Origin of the sequence: Psychrobacter sp. Pi2-1 (genome assembly GCF_904846645.1) — a bacterium.
Classification (GTDB): Bacteria; Pseudomonadota; Gammaproteobacteria; order Pseudomonadales; family Moraxellaceae; genus Psychrobacter.
This window is the reverse complement of the sequence record NZ_CAJHBO010000004.1, coordinates 147,315-165,284: the sequence shown is the minus strand read 5'-3', so window position 1 is coordinate 165,284 and position 17,970 is coordinate 147,315. Positions and strand designations below refer to the sequence as shown.

The 17,970-nt window shown below is 42.3% G+C and carries 15 protein-coding genes; 6 read left to right on the top strand and 9 right to left on the bottom strand.

What is annotated here, in order from left to right:
* Window positions 1-159: 159 nt before the first annotated feature.
* Complete coding sequence (gene queC / locus JMX91_RS04305) at window positions 160-936, bottom strand: 7-cyano-7-deazaguanine synthase QueC (RefSeq protein ID WP_201547831.1); 777 nt, start codon at window positions 934-936, stop codon at window positions 160-162.
* A 434-nt stretch (window positions 937-1,370) separates the two neighbouring features.
* Between queC and ttcA the strand changes: the two genes are divergently transcribed.
* Window positions 1,371-2,393, top strand: a complete 1,023-nt coding sequence (ttcA, locus tag JMX91_RS04300; RefSeq protein ID WP_227679267.1) for a tRNA 2-thiocytidine(32) synthetase TtcA — start codon at window positions 1,371-1,373, stop codon at window positions 2,391-2,393.
* 126 nt (window positions 2,394-2,519) lie between these two features.
* Here ttcA and JMX91_RS04295 read toward each other — a convergent pair whose 3' ends face one another.
* From JMX91_RS04295 to ccoN, 6 genes are all read right to left on the bottom strand, one after another.
* Window positions 2,520-3,101, bottom strand: a complete 582-nt coding sequence (locus JMX91_RS04295; protein WP_201547827.1) for a FixH family protein — start codon at window positions 3,099-3,101, stop codon at window positions 2,520-2,522.
* A gap of 218 nt (window positions 3,102-3,319) precedes the next feature.
* On the bottom strand, window positions 3,320-4,729 hold the full coding sequence (gene ccoG, locus JMX91_RS04290; protein ID WP_201547826.1) for a cytochrome c oxidase accessory protein CcoG: 1,410 nt from the start codon (window positions 4,727-4,729) through the stop codon (window positions 3,320-3,322).
* Between the two features lie 527 nt (window positions 4,730-5,256).
* A complete protein-coding gene (gene ccoP, locus JMX91_RS04285) occupies window positions 5,257-6,405 on the bottom strand; it encodes a cytochrome-c oxidase, cbb3-type subunit III (RefSeq protein ID WP_160023677.1) in 1,149 nt (382 codons plus the stop codon).
* Window positions 6,405-6,584 carry a CcoQ/FixQ family Cbb3-type cytochrome c oxidase assembly chaperone gene (locus JMX91_RS04280; protein ID WP_057760804.1) on the bottom strand — a complete coding sequence of 60 codons (180 nt, stop codon included), beginning with the start codon at window positions 6,582-6,584 and terminating at the stop codon, window positions 6,405-6,407. The genes ccoP and JMX91_RS04280 overlap by 1 nt, the downstream gene beginning before the upstream one ends.
* Window positions 6,584-7,222 carry a cytochrome-c oxidase, cbb3-type subunit II gene (ccoO, locus tag JMX91_RS04275; RefSeq protein WP_057760802.1) on the bottom strand — a complete coding sequence of 213 codons (639 nt, stop codon included), beginning with the start codon at window positions 7,220-7,222 and terminating at the stop codon, window positions 6,584-6,586. The genes JMX91_RS04280 and ccoO overlap by 1 nt, the downstream gene beginning before the upstream one ends.
* A 9-nt stretch (window positions 7,223-7,231) precedes the next feature.
* Window positions 7,232-8,713: a cytochrome-c oxidase, cbb3-type subunit I gene (gene ccoN, locus JMX91_RS04270; protein WP_057760799.1), complete on the bottom strand. Its 1,482-nt coding sequence runs from the start codon at window positions 8,711-8,713 to the stop codon at window positions 7,232-7,234.
* Between the two features lie 866 nt (window positions 8,714-9,579).
* On the opposite strand from ccoN, the gene JMX91_RS04265 reads away from it, so the two are divergent.
* Window positions 9,580-9,969, top strand: a complete 390-nt coding sequence (locus tag JMX91_RS04265; protein ID WP_057760797.1) for an SCP2 sterol-binding domain-containing protein — start codon at window positions 9,580-9,582, stop codon at window positions 9,967-9,969.
* Between the two features lie 144 nt (window positions 9,970-10,113).
* Here JMX91_RS04265 and JMX91_RS04260 read toward each other — a convergent pair whose 3' ends face one another.
* Entirely contained in the window at window positions 10,114-11,088 is a 975-nt protein-coding gene (locus JMX91_RS04260; RefSeq protein WP_201547824.1) for a hypothetical protein, read from the bottom strand.
* A 443-nt stretch (window positions 11,089-11,531) separates the two neighbouring features.
* On the opposite strand from JMX91_RS04260, the gene JMX91_RS04255 reads away from it, so the two are divergent.
* The 3 genes from JMX91_RS04255 (at window position 11,532) to JMX91_RS04245 (ending at window position 13,980) form a co-directional block, all read left to right on the top strand.
* Window positions 11,532-12,767 carry a lipoprotein-releasing ABC transporter permease subunit gene (locus JMX91_RS04255; protein ID WP_102092330.1) on the top strand — a complete coding sequence of 412 codons (1,236 nt, stop codon included), beginning with the start codon at window positions 11,532-11,534 and terminating at the stop codon, window positions 12,765-12,767.
* Between the two features lie 57 nt (window positions 12,768-12,824).
* Window positions 12,825-13,505: a lipoprotein-releasing ABC transporter ATP-binding protein LolD gene (gene lolD, locus JMX91_RS04250; protein ID WP_057760792.1), complete on the top strand. Its 681-nt coding sequence runs from the start codon at window positions 12,825-12,827 to the stop codon at window positions 13,503-13,505.
* Between the two features lie 169 nt (window positions 13,506-13,674).
* Window positions 13,675-13,980 (top strand): hypothetical protein, encoded by a 306-nt coding sequence (locus JMX91_RS04245; RefSeq protein ID WP_101205708.1) that lies wholly within the window; start codon window positions 13,675-13,677, stop codon window positions 13,978-13,980.
* Between the two features lie 63 nt (window positions 13,981-14,043).
* On the opposite strand, the gene JMX91_RS04240 is transcribed toward JMX91_RS04245, so the two are convergent.
* Complete coding sequence (locus JMX91_RS04240) at window positions 14,044-14,619, bottom strand: DUF2062 domain-containing protein (protein ID WP_227522947.1); 576 nt, start codon at window positions 14,617-14,619, stop codon at window positions 14,044-14,046.
* 245 nt (window positions 14,620-14,864) lie between these two features.
* On the opposite strand from JMX91_RS04240, the gene JMX91_RS04235 reads away from it, so the two are divergent.
* The gene (locus tag JMX91_RS04235; protein WP_201547822.1) at window positions 14,865-17,786 is read left to right on the top strand and encodes a ComEC/Rec2 family competence protein; all 2,922 of its coding nucleotides are present in this window, start codon (window positions 14,865-14,867) and stop codon (window positions 17,784-17,786) included.
* Window positions 17,787-17,970: the final 184 nt, after the last annotated feature.

Here is a 17,970-nt window from a genome sequence, read left to right as displayed (position 1 = left end):
CATCTGGGGCTATTATCAGACCGTGAGACCGCATGCTTTCAACGATTATTTGCCGCCAGCAGAAAAAGAGAGACGTTACTTTAATCAAAACCTCTTATCAGCTGTCCTAAATTAGTTGACCACTACATATCCAACTTATATAGGACCTACTAAAATTAACTAAGACTGATAATGAGTAGGGTCAGTTACGCCAGCTTGGGCAAAGCCTTGACGACGCAATGCGCAACTATCACAAACACCACAAGCAAGACCGTTGGCATCTGCACGATAACAAGAAATCGTCTGTCCGTAATCGACACCTAATGATAGACCAAGCTCAATGGTTTGGGCTTTTGACAATTGCTGCAATGGCGTTTGAATCGATAAGCGATGACCAGTAACGCCTGCTTTTGTCGCAAGGTTGGCCATATATTCAAAGGCAGCTATATACTCTGGGCGACAATCAGGATAGCCCGAGTAGTCAACTGAGCTGACACCGATGACAATATGATTGGCATCAGCGACTTCGGCGACTGCTAACGCGTATGATAAGAAAATAGTATTGCGCGCAGGCACATAGGTATTTGGGATAGCGTCGTTATCGATTTCGTCGCGTTTTTTGCTAGGGAATTTATCCGAATCACCGTCTGGCACGATCATGCTGTGGTCTGTTAATGATGAACCACCCAGTTGTGCGATATCAATATCGATGATTCTATGATTGACGCCTGCTGTCTCAGCGATGGTCTTTGCGGCCACAAGTTCACTATTATGACGCTGACCATAGTTAAAGCTGACTGCTGTCACTGATGCATAGCGCGCTTTTGCCCAATATAAGCAAGTCACCGAATCGAGACCGCCTGATAAAAGGACAACCGCATTTTCGCTTTTGGTAAGAGCAGCTAAATCAGCATCTGATACTTGATTGGGGGTGTTTTGCAAAGTAACGTTAGTCATAGTGATATCTATTATTGGTTTACGAAAACGGCTATTTTAGCAAAAATACGTCTACTACAGAACCACGAAGCGACCAATCACCCGTCACTAAGCTGTCAAAGCTAGTTTACATAGCACTGCAATAAAATAAAGTCGGTATTACTGTCATCTTTTCAATCTGTTAGCAATATTTGTTATAATCGCAGCTTTTAAAGTATCAGTCACATGACATTGGTGCTAATGCTTTAAAAGCCTTATCGCAAATCGCTTTATAGTAAAATCACCCTTATAAAGATATTGAGTAATTTATGACCGCAGCAACCTTATTTACGCCAAATATTCCTTCTCAAGCTGATGATGTATCTGATGCAATGAGCTTTGATAGTCAGGCTTTGGAGACCGATACTGATAGTAGAGAGTACGATGACGTCTCTGAAGATGGCAGTGATGAGGACATGATTGACGAGCAGTTTGCCGATGCGCAAGCACCTACCGAATCAGCGTACTTTCGTAAACTACAAAAGAAGCTGCGTCGCCAAGTCTCTTGGGCAATCCGCGATTTTAATATGATCGAAGATGGCGATGTGGTGATGGTCTGTGTTTCGGGTGGTAAAGACAGCTATACCTTACTTGATATTTTATTGCTGCTAAAACGCATTGCACCAATTCATTTTGATATCGTCGCGGTGAATCTCGATCAGAAGCAGCCAGGCTATCCAGAAGATATTTTACCTGCGTATCTAAACGAGCAGGGCATTGCTCACTATATTTTAGAAAAAGACACGTATAGCATCGTTAAAAGCGTGGTGCCAGAAGGAAAGACTTACTGCTCGGCGTGCTCACGTTTGCGCCGCGGTTCACTATATGGCTTTGCTAAACAAATTGGCGCGACTAAGATTGCCCTTGGCCATCACCGTGACGATATGCTGGCGACCTTCTTTTTGAACTTATTTCATGGTGGTGCGCTCAAATCAATGCCGCCCAAGTTACTGAGTGATGATAAGCAAAATATGCTGATTCGCCCATTGGCCTATGTCGAAGAAAAAGACATCATTGAGTATGCCAAATTAAAGGGATTTCCAATCATTCCTTGTAATTTATGTGGTAGCCAGACCAATCTACAACGCGCCATCATCAACGATATGCTGCGTGAATGGGATGACGCTCACCCGCAGCGTTTGGCTTCTATCTTTAAGGCAATGCAAAACGTTGCACCATCACAGTTAGCTGATCGTGAGCTTTTTGACTTTGAAACACTCAGTCTTGACCGTGATAACGATGAGCGTTTATTTGAGGGTGATAATATTCAAGCTGGGCAGACGGATAGTTTGGCTGAGATTGGTTTACCTGTATCGCCAAGGACGCAAACGTTCAATCCTAAGTTCGCTAGTGACAAGCCTTATTCGACAGAGACGGATAAAGCCGCGCAGAACGAGCGTAAAGCACAGAAAATTCCAACGATTAACCCAGTGATTTAGTAGTTTATAAATTAGTGCGAGATTAAACCGTATTTATTCATTAGTAGAATATTAAATAGCTCAAAAAAAACCAGCCGATCTCTGACGAGCGGCTGGTTTTTTTATGTCTGGATGCTACTAACAGTATTAACTCTTAGCAAAAACGGGTAGTGGGTCAAAGCTGATCTTTGAGCGCGGCAATTTTGCGACGTCTTGCATACGCCAATCATCTTTACCGTCATTGCTAACCTGAAGGTAATACTTGGCTTTTACAGGATCAATATCGACTTGTGCGCTGTATTTATTGCCCTCAACATGCTTAAGGACAACGTCGCGGTCTTTTTTGATATCCGTTGCATGAGAAATAGAAAGCTCCAACGTATCAGGATAAGTAAGTGGCGTACCATTTAACAGCTTGCCTGACTGCACGCTTTGCTCAGGGTAGTTGAGATAAAACACAATATCGCCATTTTCTGCAAACTGCATTTGTCCATGCAAGTCTAAATCATACGTGAGCTTGTCACGAGACACATCATGATAGAGCGTTTTGCCATCCATATACCAGTCGTCACGTACCACGCTATCACGGATCTGGTAAGAGTAATAAACAAACCAAATACAAGCGATCACGACCGCAGCAGGCATGCCAATCACAAAGATAACGACCATGTAATTTTTATACCATGGCTGCTTATCTTGATGTTTAAAGTTCGGTGCTGGAGTAGACATAAAATACCTATGCATCAGATACGCATTTAATAGATAGCTGTTCATTAGACATCTATAAATGGTATCAACGGATAATTTGGCGGCTAAGCGCTACCAGTTTAATGGTAAAACATTTATTCGATAGCCTATCACTAGAACAATTAGCTATTTAACTACTTGCACTAGTTACAGACTACCGAATGACATACATGAAATTAAACAATGAACATATTAATTGTTTACTGACCTTGGGTCGTAAAGATATTTTGCTTACTTACCTTATACTTGCCATTTTCGCTGCTCACATTTAGCGTGACAGGCGTTTGGCCAAACTCTATTACATCAGGATCACCATAAATACTGACTGGCATATCAAAGCTTTCGCCAGCTTCTAATGGTACATCGTTAAAGCGTAGCTCTAAGCTCAGCCCTTTTTGCGGTGCTAGTGTTATCGTGTAGGTATGAGCATCCTGCGTCTTATTGGTTAGCTTAACGATATAGCTATTTTCAATCATGCCTTGATTGTTGATAGACGATAACTGATTACGGTCACGGCGGATATCAATTTCCAGTGGCACGCGATCGGTTAACGCATATATAACGCCGCCACATAGTACAGCCAACAATGTTAAGTAAGCAAATAGTCGTGGGCGCAGTACGCGGCTTGGCTCTTTTTCTGCCAGCTGACGTTCGGTCGTATAACGAATCAGTCCACGCGGATAGCCGACCTTGTCCATCACTTCATTACAGGCATCGATACAAGCCGCACACTGGATACAGGCAACTTGTAACCCATCACGAATATCGATACCAGTAGGGCAGACCTGCACGCACATGGTACATTCAATGCAGTCGCCTAAGTGCTCTGGATTTGTACCTTTTTTACGAGCGCCGCGCGGCTCACCGCGTTCATAATCATAAGATACGATCAATGTGTCTTTATCAAACATCACACTTTGAAAGCGGCCATAAGGACAAATCTGTACACACATCTGCTCACGCATATAGCCTGCATTGGCATAAGTAGCAAAGGTGAAGATAAACATTGAGACCCATACCCACGTTGGCCAATCAGGGAATGGAATCACTCCTATTGACTGCCAGCTATGATATAGAGAATCCGTCCCTGCCACATAACTAACAAAGGTCGCTGCTGTAATCACAGAAAGCAAAAACCAAATTGAATATACCACCGTGCGTTTGAATACTTTGCTCGCACTTAACGGTGCTTTATCAAACTTGATGCGCTTATTACGATCGCCAATCACCCACTTTTCAACATATTGGTATAGATGCGTCCATATCGTTTGAGGACAGGCATAACCACACCAAACGCGTCCTGCATATACCGTCACCATAAACAGCGTAAACGCGGCAATAATGGCAAATGCAGCAATAAAATAAAAATCTTGCGTCAAAAAGGTCATGCCAAAAATATAATAATGCTGCGATGGCACATCAAACCATATTGCTTGTCTATCATTATAGCGCAGCCATGGCAAAAGTAAAAAAGCCGCAAAAAGAGCATACATCGTGATGACACGAATATTTTGATAAAAACCTGTGACAAACCTTGGGTGTACACGATGCTTGGTTGCATCAAGGTCGACTTGTTGTACAGGAATTTTATTGGATTGTTGTGCTGACATAAACGTGCCTCTTTAAAAAAAGAATCAGTCTGCTGGCATGATGAACAAACACCTCTAGCGTCGAGGTATATGAGTGTATGATGTTATCAATGTCAGTAAATAGCGGATAGAAAATTCGATAAAAAACTTTCTAATCTGCTTACCAAATGATCGATTGTAAATATAGTCGGTTCAACATAATCTTGATACAAGTAAAGGGAAGTGAAAGTACTACAAATAGTAGACTAAACGAGCCTGTATCTAATTTATCTGAAGTTGACTATCTTGTTATGTGATTGAGTCAGAGCGATATAAAGCCATGACCAATAGACTATTTTAAAAAATAGCTATTCTAACATTCTCCCTACTAATAATGGGGTGATAATCGTAAAAAGCAACGAATATACGAGAACGTTTTCTAGTATTTATAGCCGCTCATCACTGTCATTTCTAAATGAAAATCAATACCGCTATACGCAAAAGGGAGAACTGCAATAACAGTTCTCCCTTCATTAAATCTCGTCCATATTCAGTACAGTAACAACGTCTTAGTTAGCAGTTGCTTCTTCAGTTGCTACAGGCTGAGTAGCTGCAGCAGTAACTGGTGCTGCTTCAGGTGATTTTCCTGTTTTATCTGATAGTGAGTAGATATAAGCAGCAAGTAGCATGATACGCTCATTACCTAGCTTAGTTTCCCACTGAGGCATAACGCCAGCACGGCCATAACGTAGTGTATTACGTACAGTCTCACGCTCACCGCCATACAACCAGATATTATCAGTCAAGTTCGGTGCACCAGCTGAAATCATACCTTTACCGCTTTCAGAGTGACATAGTGCACACTGTTGCTTAAAGATAGCTTCGCCTTGATTAACCAAGGTTTGATCAAGTTCACCGTTACTCTTACTACCGTTATTTGAAGATAGTGACAATACATACTCAGAAGCTGCACGTACACCGTCTTCACCGATCTGATCGCGCCAAGCAGGCATACCGCCGATACGACCATTGTGTAGCGTGGTCAGGATGTTGCTAGCTTCGCCACCATATAACCAATCATTATCGGTTAGGTTAGGGTAGCCTGTTGCACCTTTCGCGTTAGAGCCATGACATACAGAACAGTTCTGTAAGAACAAACGGCTACCAACTTTTAACGCATTTGGATTTTCAGACAGTTTTTCGACGTAAGGAGCAAGTTCTGCAACTTTTTCGTCAATTTTAGTCTGTAGATCTGCTGGTGGGTTTTCGCTACGACGCATGGTCGCTTGTAGCTCATTTAGCGTACCCAATGTTGCAGTCGCACCTGCAGCATCTGCTTTTACCAGAATGCTTTTTTCAAAGTTATCGGTAAATACTTTATTGTTACTTTCAAGCTCACTGAACAACTCGTTTTTAGAGGTCCACGGTACAGTCTCACCGTCAACTTCTACGGTGGCGATACCTTCCCAGTGTTTCGGGAACATAGCTGGAAAGAATACCCAGTACGCCACACCCCAAACGATCGAGCCAAAAAATATCACCAACCACCATTTAGGAAGCGGCTTGTCGTATTCTCGGATACCATCGTATTCATGACCAGTAGTACCGTCTTCCTCAACGTCTGGTTTGTATTTTAGTACAAACAACAGAACGCCAAGAATAAAAAGCCAGCAACCGAAACTGATTAGCGTGATCCAAGAACTCCAAAAAAATGTCATCATTTATCCTTATTGCGCTGCTCTTCAGACAGAGATTTTATATCCTCGTCATCAAGCGCAAGTTGTGCATCTTCTTCGAAGCGTTTTTTGTTTTTTGGCGAATACGCCCACCATGCAACGCCTACGAAGGCAATAAAGGCAGAAACGGTCGCAATTGTTTGTAATTCACCAATACCCATTAGCGCTGTCCTTCCATTGCGGTACCTAACTGCTGTAGATAGGCGACCAAAGCGTCAAGCTCAGTAGCGCCAAGCACTGCATCTGGAGCGCCTTCAATGTCTTCTTCAGTATAAGGAACACCGAAGCGATCGCGGAATAGACGCATTTTAGCTTGAATGTTTTCGCCATCTACTTCGTTAGTCGCCAACCAAGGGAAACCTGGCATAACTGATTCAGGCACTAGCGAACGTGGATTGATCAAATGTTGCTTTTGCCAATCTTCAGAATAACGGCCACCAACACGTGCTAAATCTGGTCCAGTACGTTTCGATCCCCATAAGAATGGATGATCCCACGTCGACTCGGCGGCACGTGAATATGGTCCATAACGTTCAACTTCTGCACGTAATGGGCGAACCATTTGAGTATGACAAACGTGACATCCTTCACGGATATAAATATCACGACCTTCAAATTCAAGCGCTGTCCAAGGCTCCATAGCAGGAAGGGGAGCGTTCACCCCACCTTCTTCAGGACCCTTGTTGTCATAGATCAATGGCACGATTTCAACTAGCGTTGCAAAACTAATAGCAATCACGATACCAATGACTAACAAGCCTGTATTTTTTTCAATAATTTCATGCGGTGTACCAGCCATGATCGCTCCTTATACGTTAGCTGTCGAAGGTTTTTCGACACTAGGTTCATGATCCGTTGGATCAGCGACATCTACAGGCTTACCTTCTGGCATTTTGAGTGTTTTATAGCAGTTATAAGCCATTACAAACATACCCGATACATATAAGAAGCCACCAAATGCACGGCCAATATATGGGAAATGCGAGAATTCAACAGTATCAACGAAGCTATATACCAAAGTACCGTCTGGGTTAGTAGCAAGCCACATCATGCCTTGGCCAATACCTGAGATCCACATAGACACGATATAGAAAATCGTTCCTGCAGTCGCAAGCCAAAAATGCGTGGTGATTAAGCTGATAGAGTACATCTTCGGTTTGTTATAAATACGTGGTAACAGTACGTATAGCGAACCAATGGTAATCATACCAACCCAGCCAAGTGCGCCTGAGTGTACGTGACCAACTGTCCAATCAGTATTATGCGATAGCGCATTCACTGTTTTGATAGACATCATTGGGCCTTCGAACGTTGACATCGCGTAGAACGACAATGCAACAATCATAAAGCGAATGATTGGATCGGTACGCAGCTTATCCCAACTACCTGATAGCGTTAGTACACCGTTAATCATACCACCCCAAGATGGTGCGAACAGGATGATTGAGAAGACCATAGCAAGAGACTGCGTCCAATCAGGAAGCGCTGAATAATGCAAATGGTGACCACCAGCCCACATATATGAAGCAATCAATGCCCAAAAGTGAACGATAGACAAACGATAAGAATAGATAGGACGACCAATCTGTACAGGAACGAAATAATACATCATTCCAAGGAAGGCTGCCGTTAAGTAAAAACCTACCGCATTATGCCCGTACCACCACTGCACCATCGCATCAGTTGCACCGCCAAATAGCGAATAAGATTTGAACGCGCTAACTGGAATCGCCATGCTGTTTACGATGTGTAGTAATGCAATCGTAATGATGAAAGCGGCAAAGAACCAGTTAGCCACATAGATATGTGAGGTTTTACGTTTGATGAGCGTACCAAAAAATACAATGGCATAAGAGATCCATACCAAGGCAATTAGGATATCGATCGGCCACTCAAGCTCAGCGTATTCTTTAGTTGAGGTCAAACCTAGAGGAAGGGTAATAACAGCGGATACGATAACCGCTTGCCAACCCCAAAAGGTAAACCAAGCCAAATATGGCGCAAATAAACGCGTCTTACAGGTACGCTGAACGATGTAGTAAGACGTTGCGAACAGGGCAGAGCCACCGAACGCAAAAATCACCGCATTGGTATGCAGTGGTCTTAAACGACTAAAGGTCAGCCATGGAATGTCAAAGTTGAGTGCTGGCCATGCTAACTGTGAAGCAATGAACACACCAAGACTCATGCCGACGATGCCCCAAACGACAGCCATGATCGTAAAAAATCTTACGATAGTAATTTCATACTCACGGTCAACTGGGGCGACTGCTGTGTTTTGTAAACTCATTGGATGATTCCTTTACAGCCCGAATTATCAACAGAATTAACCAACAATCTATGTTGTCTGCACTATAAATACTCTCAAATTTGTATTTATACTAGCGCCAACACATGTTGTTTTTTGGCTTATTTAGCGCAATGACGTCATTAACTATCGATTTAGGCCCTTACTGTCTATTAGTTAATACTAATAAATAGAAATAGGCATTTCATACACCTTGCTCAAGGTCAATCGATAGTAGGATTGTTAATAGATCATCAAGGTAAATAAGAAGACGCGCCGTTTTGAGCATCAAACATCTCATAAGGCTAAATATGTATCTTAATTATTACGAAAAAATCTGTACTAATGAAGATAGATACCCATATCTATAGGGCTATTAAAACGCATTGACCATAGATGTATGCTAGCGGCGGCTGACAAAAAACACGATTATGTAATGTTTGGTTAAAACTCCCGACTCTGTTTAAGGGTATTGTAACGCAATCCTAATTAAATATCATCAGAACTATGCGCCAAAATACAAACTCTTTGGTATAAATGTTAGCGAGCAACTTATTATTGCTGTGCTACTCCTCTATTTTATACACAATTTTGTCACTATTCTAGATGCTCATTTTGATTGAATAGGGGAAGCGCTCGCTAGACATAAGCGTAGGCTTGCAAAGAAGTTTTGTAACAATAACATTGCTGAGCCGATAAATAGGTTTTACTTCTTATCAAGTCGCCCTTTATAATGAGGCTGAACGTCATTAATGGCTATGTATCGCATAGGTCTATTGATAGCAATCATTTTAATAATTCTAATAGTTAGGCCAATAGTGCCTCAAGGGATATTGGTCTGACAGAATATCAATTAAGGATAATATAATATGGCAGTTTTTTTGACAGATGAATGGTTTGAGCAAGTAGAAAAAATGGGCAACGAAGCAGGTGAGTTAAATTTACCACCAGTACTTGCCAATATGGTCGTCAACCTAAAAGTGGCTGAAGCTGATAAAACTATCGAAGCCAATTTTGCAAATGGTTTGCTGCATCGTGGCTTAAATGATAATGCAACGACGACGCTGCTATTAGATCGCGATATCCTACAGTCTATCATCACTGATTTTGATACCAACCAAATCATGGGTGCGTTTATGAGTGGCAAAATCCGTGTCGAAGGCGATATGTCACAGCTAATGGCCGTACAGACTGCACGTCCAAGCGCAGAGCAAAAAGAGCTATATACTCGCATCAAATCAATGACGACGATGGCTTAATCATATACCTATACGATTTTTACGTTACGTTTTGCATTGAAAGAATTCATAAGACACAGAAAAGCCCCTAATTCATATTAGGGGCTTTTTTATTGCGTAAGTACATAAGTAAGCATGAAAGCTAGAGAAGATTTCTCAAACAGGCTAGCTAGCTTTTGATTGCTGCGTCACATTTGATTGGTTTTCTTTGTATATCGCTGCTTGTAGCCATACGTTCGCTTGAACGTAGTCATGTACTTTGATGCTATTGGTTTCAGCAGTGTTGAGCGCACCAATACGCACTACAAAAGGATCTGCATCTTGCTCACGTAGCGTTACCACATCAAACAATATGATAGATTTACCGTTAAACACGGTTTCTTGCTTGCCAAGCACTTGCCCCTGACACCAAGCTTCATCTTCTTGTCCTAGCGTATCGCCAAACAAGTAAGCGCACATATGGCCTAAATTAATCTCAACAGGTGCCATTTGCTCTTTGGTTTCAGGTTTCCATTCACTGATTTGCTCTTGCAGATCATCAGGGATTTTTCCGTCATTTGCTGCCACGATGTCATTAAAGGCACGATGATAACGGATAGACTCTTGATCTTCGACCATGATGACTTCGTTTTGCTCGCTTAGCTTAATTTCGTGCGCCCAAGCACTAAAGTTCACATAGTAAGAGGTGTCGCGTTGATAGAGATGGCGATTAGTCGTATAGAGTTGATCAAACGCATAAATAATGCTGCCATCAGCAGTACGTAAGCGCAACACTGCATCATGCGAGTTGTCATTAGCGATGACACGCTCAATTTTGCAGTTCAATCCGTAAGGACTATCGACACAAGGATAGGCATTGATAAAGCATTCTGGCTTACCATCCTTCATCGCGAGCACTTGATTAATATGGCAAGGCTGATCTTCTGATAAAAGCAGGCAGCTGTCTTTTGCACTAACGTTGTTGTTCAGGCCTTTAGGCATCGCTGCGACTTCAATCATTTTTTGTAGCCACTCAGGCACATCATGACTCATATCATCGGTCAGAATACGCCAGTGATCGGCGTGACCTGCAGACTGCTCATCGGTCAACGTAATCTTGGTGGGAGATTGAATGTTTTTGTATTGATAATTTATGGTCATGAAAATACTCAAAATTAAGTCAGCGTGAGGTTTGTATCTAATACTATATTTGCTTGTGTACCATCCAACATTTTAAATGATTGGTTTATGATGGTCAGCAGCCTAGCCAGTAAAAGATCAGAAACCTCAATGAGGGGTTAATGACAATTGTCTTTAGCATATAATATATAGGTATTGGTACAGCTAATAGCAAGCCCCCTATAAAAAATAATAACAAAACCCAGTTTTTTGGTAAAAAATACTCTCAGTTGTTGCTAATGACTGGCACATATCAGCTAGTTTGTGTCAAACTAGCTCCCTTTTGACAGCTGTTATTGGCTCGTCTGACACCCTGTTTTTGTGTTTGATTTATATGTGAGTAGTAGCAACTGTATGATGCATTTACTACTGCTCGTTATGCAACCTATATAAAGTCGCACGTAGATAAGATAAAGAGTTTGAATATGTTTCGTCCTTTAGCGTTATTTATCGGCTTACGATATACCCGAGCAGAACGTAGTAATGGCTTTATCTCCTTTATATCTCTCATCTCGATGATTGGTCTGACGCTTGGGGTTGCCGTATTGATTACGGTGCTATCAGTGATGAACGGCTTTGACCGTGAACTGAAAACCCGTATTTTGGGAATGGTACCGCAGGCTACTGTGGTCTCATCAGAAATTATTGGCGACTGGGAACAGCTCGCTGATCAGATCAAAGAAGACCCAGAAGTGGCAGCTGTGGCACCATTCATTCAACTGCAAGGGATGCTGACATCAAATGGTCAGGTCGCAGGTATCATGGTGACAGGCGTCGAGCCTGAATATGAGAAAAACGTCTCCATCATTAACGAGCATATGATTGAAGGTAGTATTGACACCCTGAAAAGTGGTGACTTCAGTATCGTGTTGGGCGAGGAGATGGTGCAGTCTTTAGGTCTGCAAATAGGGGATAAAGTGACGCTGGTATTGCCAGAAGCGTCGCCATCACCAGCAGGCGTGATACCGCGATTTAAGCGATTTACTCTGACAGGTATCTTTACGATCAGCCCAGAAGTAGACAGTCTCATGGCGTTTATCCCGATGGGAGATGCGGCAAAATTACTGCGTTTGCCAGAAGGCGCGCAGGGCGTACGCATGAAGCTTAACGACATCTTTACTGCGCCGATAGCTGCGGAAAAAGCGGCTGCTATCGCACCTGAAAAGCTATATCCAAATGACTGGACACAAACTCATGGCAATCTGTTTGGGGCTATTCAAATGGAAAAAGCCATGGTCGGGTTATTACTATTTTTGATTATCTTAGTTGCTGCTTTTAACATTGTCTCAAGTCTGGTCATGCTAGTAACCGATAAAAAAGCAGATATCGCAATCTTAAAAACTTTTGGTGCGTCTCCTCGCTTGATTACGCAAGTCTTTATGGTACAAGGTGTGGTCATCGGTGTTATCGGTACTATTGCTGGTACGATACTGGGTGTGATATTTGCGCTTACGGTCAGCGATATTTTAGGCTTTATTAATCAAGCCTTTGGTCTGAACCTGTTTGATGCGTATTTTGTCAATTACTTGCCATCGCAGTTGCGTTTGTTAGACGTGGTATTAATCACAGGTGCATCATTTGTACTGAGCTTTTTGGCTACAATTTATCCAGCGCGCCGAGCGGCTAAGATTCAGCCTGCTCAAACGCTACGCTATGAGTAATCCCAAACGCCTAATTGTCGAAATAAATACCGAAATAAATAAAATAAAGGAAGCGCTATGTCTGCCATTTTAGAGGCGACCAATATCAATAAGATATATGATGAAGGCGCGGTCAGTACGCAAGTATTGACTGGTCTTGATCTGACTGTTCATGCGGGTGAGCGCATCGCTATCGTTGGAACTAGCGGTTCAGGTAAAAGTACGTTGCTACATTTGCTTGGTGGTCTAGATACGCCAACCAGTGGTGAAGTTTGGTTGCACGGTCAGTTATTAAATAGCATGAATGAAACTGAGCGCGGAGCTATGCGCAACAAGCATTTGGGCTTTATTTATCAGTTTCACCATCTGCTAGCAGAATTTACAGCAATCGAAAACGTAGCCATGCCATTGCTCATGCGTCCAGAAGTATCAACGACTGATGCTCGTAAGCAGGCAGTTGAGATTCTAGAAAATGTCGGTCTTGAGCATCGTTTGATGCATAGACCAGGTGAGCTATCAGGTGGCGAGCGCCAACGTGTGGCAATTGCACGCGCGCTAGTGACTAAGCCATCGCTTATTTTGGCGGACGAGCCAACAGGTAACTTGGACTATGATAATGCGCAGAGCGTCTTTGGCCTGTTATCAGAGCTACAAAGCACCATGCAAACGGCGCTACTTATGGTGACGCATGACCGTAATTTGGCAGCGCTTGCTGATCGTCAGTTGTTGCTACGCAATGGGCATTGGGAACAGTATTAATAATTTTGTGTATTAGGTTGAAAAACTGACCGAAACGCCATCTGTTTGTGTTTTTTAGGACTGTTACGTTAAAGGTTTATTGTTGTATTATTAAGAAAATATATCATAGAAACTAGCGATTAAGCGGTTGTGAGCCAGCCGCCTTATCTATTTTATAAGGATGCGTAAAATGCGTGAAGATGATAATCCAATTGCGGCTTTTGGCAGTGCGGAAGAGGGTGATGAGCCGTTAAAGCCTTACATCGATCCAACTTTATTTGAAACGCTCGATAGACAGGCGCAAACTGAGCTACTAACACCTGTATTTGATGCCATCACTTTGGCTGGGGTTGATTACGACCTAAAAGTTCAAGACAGCGCGACAGGTAAGCGTTATACGCTCTGCAAAAATGATGAAGTCATTGAGATCGTACCGATGGATAGGGATTTCACTGACAAAGTCTTAAATGCTATAGAGAACAGTAAAGAAGAATAAGCTGCGCTAGCTTAGTTTATCTAGGGCGTAAGCGTTATAAGCGTATAACAAAGATAAATTGCCTTATAACTTGTCAGATTCGTCAGAAGGTTTCTGCTGACGTTTCTGCCAGCTCGCCACGGTTTTATAACGCCAAATGGCCTTAAATGCCAAACCGCAAATAAGACTGGTGACCACGGCCAAAATCGTTAGCCCGATACAAAATGCAGCAAGCGATACTGTACCGCGATAAGTAATGAACGGATTGGCACCGTTTGATAATGCCCATAAGCTAAAATCAGCAATCATTCTACCGATGAATCGCAAGCTAATCACAGGTGCATCAATGATCTTTGCACCGATATAGTATCCAGCATAAAAGATTGGCAAGCTAGTGACTGGGTTAGTAATCCATGTCAAACCAAGCGCCATAGGGACATTGGCACGAAAAATAAGCGAGCCAATAAGTGCCAGTAACATCTGTCCTGGCAGCGGAAAAAATGCACTTAGTACACCGATATAGACAGCCTTATTTAGGCTGTGTCGATTGAAATGCCATAACCTTGGATCAGCCAAGTGCGGTGCAAACAGCTTTAAAGTGCGACTTTCTAAGATTTTCTCAGGTGTAGGAAGTAGGTCTTTTAGACGTTTTTGGGGCACAGGATCGCCTTTAATCATTAACTACAGTCTACTCAATGGTATTGAGAAGCTGGTATAAAGTAATATATGGTGAGTAGGATAAAGGTTAGAACACACAGAATAGTGGTGTCAGATAGTTACCATCTAATACGTTGCCTCAGTATAGGGTAATATAAATATAAATGCTATTGCATCGCGTGCCATTTGCTATAGTAAGTAACCATATTTGGCCGAATAATATTTAAGTCATCAAGCAAGGAGTGCTGGTGTACTGGTTAATTGGTAGCCTCATAATTATAGTTATGATGGGCGTATTGGCAGTCGCAGATAATGTTATATTGCCAACTGACTTATCCTTGCTAGAGACAGTTGGTACGTCTAATCTGTCGTTGACGCTGATTGTATTTGCTATATTTCTGTTGGCTTCTGCTCAATTCAACATACCCCCGATAGACAGCCACAGCGCTGATAACAGTACCTTTAATAACGCATCTCGTCATACTAAACTTCCTTTCCGAATTATTAGATACTTGGTCTTAGCTTTGTTAGCGACTGCGCTGGTGATAGGCAGTGCACTGCAAGCTTTAGTTACTCATCAACAAGCAGAAACCACTGAAATAACTGCTCCGATACGAGTACAAGCGCTCGTGCGTATTGAAGGGTTGAGCGACAGTGTTTATGATGCCGCTACAGATAGCGGTTATCGCCAAGTAGCGGTAATAACGAATATCACTCCATTGGTCGCTGAGCTGACGCCGATAGAATTAGAAACTAAAACATCCGACTACTTAGATGCAAATAAAAATAGCCTAAGCAGAAATTACAATGTTAATTCCAATGAAATTAATATCAAAGTTAGCGAACACCGAGTCCTACTTAACGCCTATCCAAGAAAGTCTGCAAATGATAATCAGCTTACATCCTTAAACGATTTGCAGCCCGGTGATGAGGTATTCATGAGCCTAGCACTGGCGCCATTGGCTACTTCTGAGCAAGCAGTCAATAACCCTACTGGTTTTGACAGTTATCGCTGGTTACGAGGTCGGCATATTGATAGCGTTGCAAATATTTTGGCCGTTAGTCCTATATTGGTAAACAGTAACGAAATCAGCAATAAAATAAGAGATGAAAAATATTCGAAGCAGTCGCTAGACTTTGATTCATATCTTCAGCACTTTCGTACTCGTATCGATCAAGGACGTTGGCGATTACGACAGCATTTCTATCAAGACTGGTCAGCGCAATCGACAGCAGAGCAACAAGCAAAAGCCGTGACATTAAGTCTGCTTACGGGTGATCGTAGCTTAATTAATCGTGATACTAAGGACTTATATCAACTGGCCGGTATCTCACACCTGCTCGCTATTTCAGGCACGCACGTACTGTTTTTAGCTATTGTATTGGCAGGCATAGTTGTACTGCTGTTTGATCGTAATTATTCAGCGATTTATCGTCGTATTCCGCGTTGGCAAGTGCGCTGGTGGGTAATGATTGGTGCCGCTTTTATTTATGCGCTATTTACTGGTTTTGACGTACCTGCTGCCCGTACGGCTTGGATGTTATTAGCGATTGGATTTGTCAGATTAACATTGCTTCCTATCAGTACGATGCGTGTGCTATTGGCTCTAGCTGTGTTGATGGCTTGGGGTGACCCTTACGTATTATGGCAGGCAGGGTATTGGCTGTCTTTTATTGCAGTGGCGTTATTGCTTAAGTATGACGATAAGTCGTATCAGAATCAGACTACTGCTGTAACGAATTTATACAATGATAAGCCGCGTACTCATATCAATAACGCGCTATCTAACCGTGTTTGGCAAACGATCAAGCGTGTGTTTAAATTACAGTTTTGGCTGTTTCTTACTTTATTACCCGTTACGTTGCTTTTATTTGGTAAGGCGTCGTTATGGGGACTTTTTATCAATTTATTTGCTATCGGGCTATTTGGTTGGGTAATTGTACCGCTCAATCTATTAGCAGGACTATGTTACCTTTTAATGCCGAGTATCGCTGATATTCTTTGGGTAATTATTAGTACAATAGTTGGTCATCTACACGATTTGATGAGTTGGCTGACGTCATTGCCAGCGCTATCGGATGCATGGCTCTATACACCATTTAATATCGCGATACTATCGATGGCTTTGCTAAGTGCATTGCCTTGGCTGTTGCCAAGGGGTTTACTCAGTCGTTGGTTGATGTTGCCACCATTAACGTTACTGATAATGACAGTGTATGCTAATCAGCAGTCATTCGTCACGGTACCGACACTATATATTTTGCCAACGGGTGATTCATATATAACGGCAGCATTGCTGCAATATCCTACCGCCAATGAAGACAGTACCAATTGGTTGTTCTTAGCTGATCATAGACCAGCCTCTACACGAACGATGCCAAGTAACCTGACAGCAGACAAATTATCTGAAAATTTAAAGCAGCAATTGGGCATTTTATCTGTCGATAAGTTAGAGAGTATTGTCGTACAGAGTAGCAGGGTCGGTCTGACGGATACGTTAATCTTTGACGGTAAGAATATTGCTAATAATACCGAAAATCCTGAATTACTACCGATGACCGTTGCGCAATTAAATGACCGCTTAACCATTAGCCAATATTGGCAAGCAGGGCGCTCTGATCGTTGGTCTGCATTTCAGCAAGCTTACAAAACAGTTAGGCAGTCTGAAGATACGCCTACTATCAGTGCTCAACGTTGTGAGCAAGGTAAAACATGGCAGTCGATTAACGATGAGTTGTCAGTACAGGCCATCACTGGTTGGAGCGAGATAGGTGATGCTAGCGTTTGGAATTGTACGATTGCTCTTGATACTAACTTGCCTATACGCGTTCTTAGATACAATGCAGCAGACCCACTTAACTCGTTACCTGCCAATTCACCTGTTAGCCGTCAAGCACAAATAGTCACCAATCAGTTAACTAGCAAACAGTCAGCGTTTTCCCAGTCGCGTTTGATTCTAGATACTGCTACTCATCAACGCGTTTGGCAACTGTGGTCATTACTATGTTCAGCTGAATCAAATAATGATGACATGCTATTCAAAAATACACGTTGGCTTGGTCATAGTGACTCGCAGATTACAGCTGATGTCATAAATCGTCAGAGAGTCGATGAAGTTATAACCTATGATAATAATCCTTTAGAAGCTGCATTATCGCTAAACAACTAAATCGCTAAATAACATTGATAGCATTCCCAATGCCGAGACTGCTAATCCTGAAAAATAAGGCTTATATTATCAGCGTTACAATATAGTGATATTTCACAGTTATACTATTGAACCATTATCGAAATACCACCATACTTAGCAGCCTATTAATACAGGTCACTGACTATTAACATAGGTTACAGAT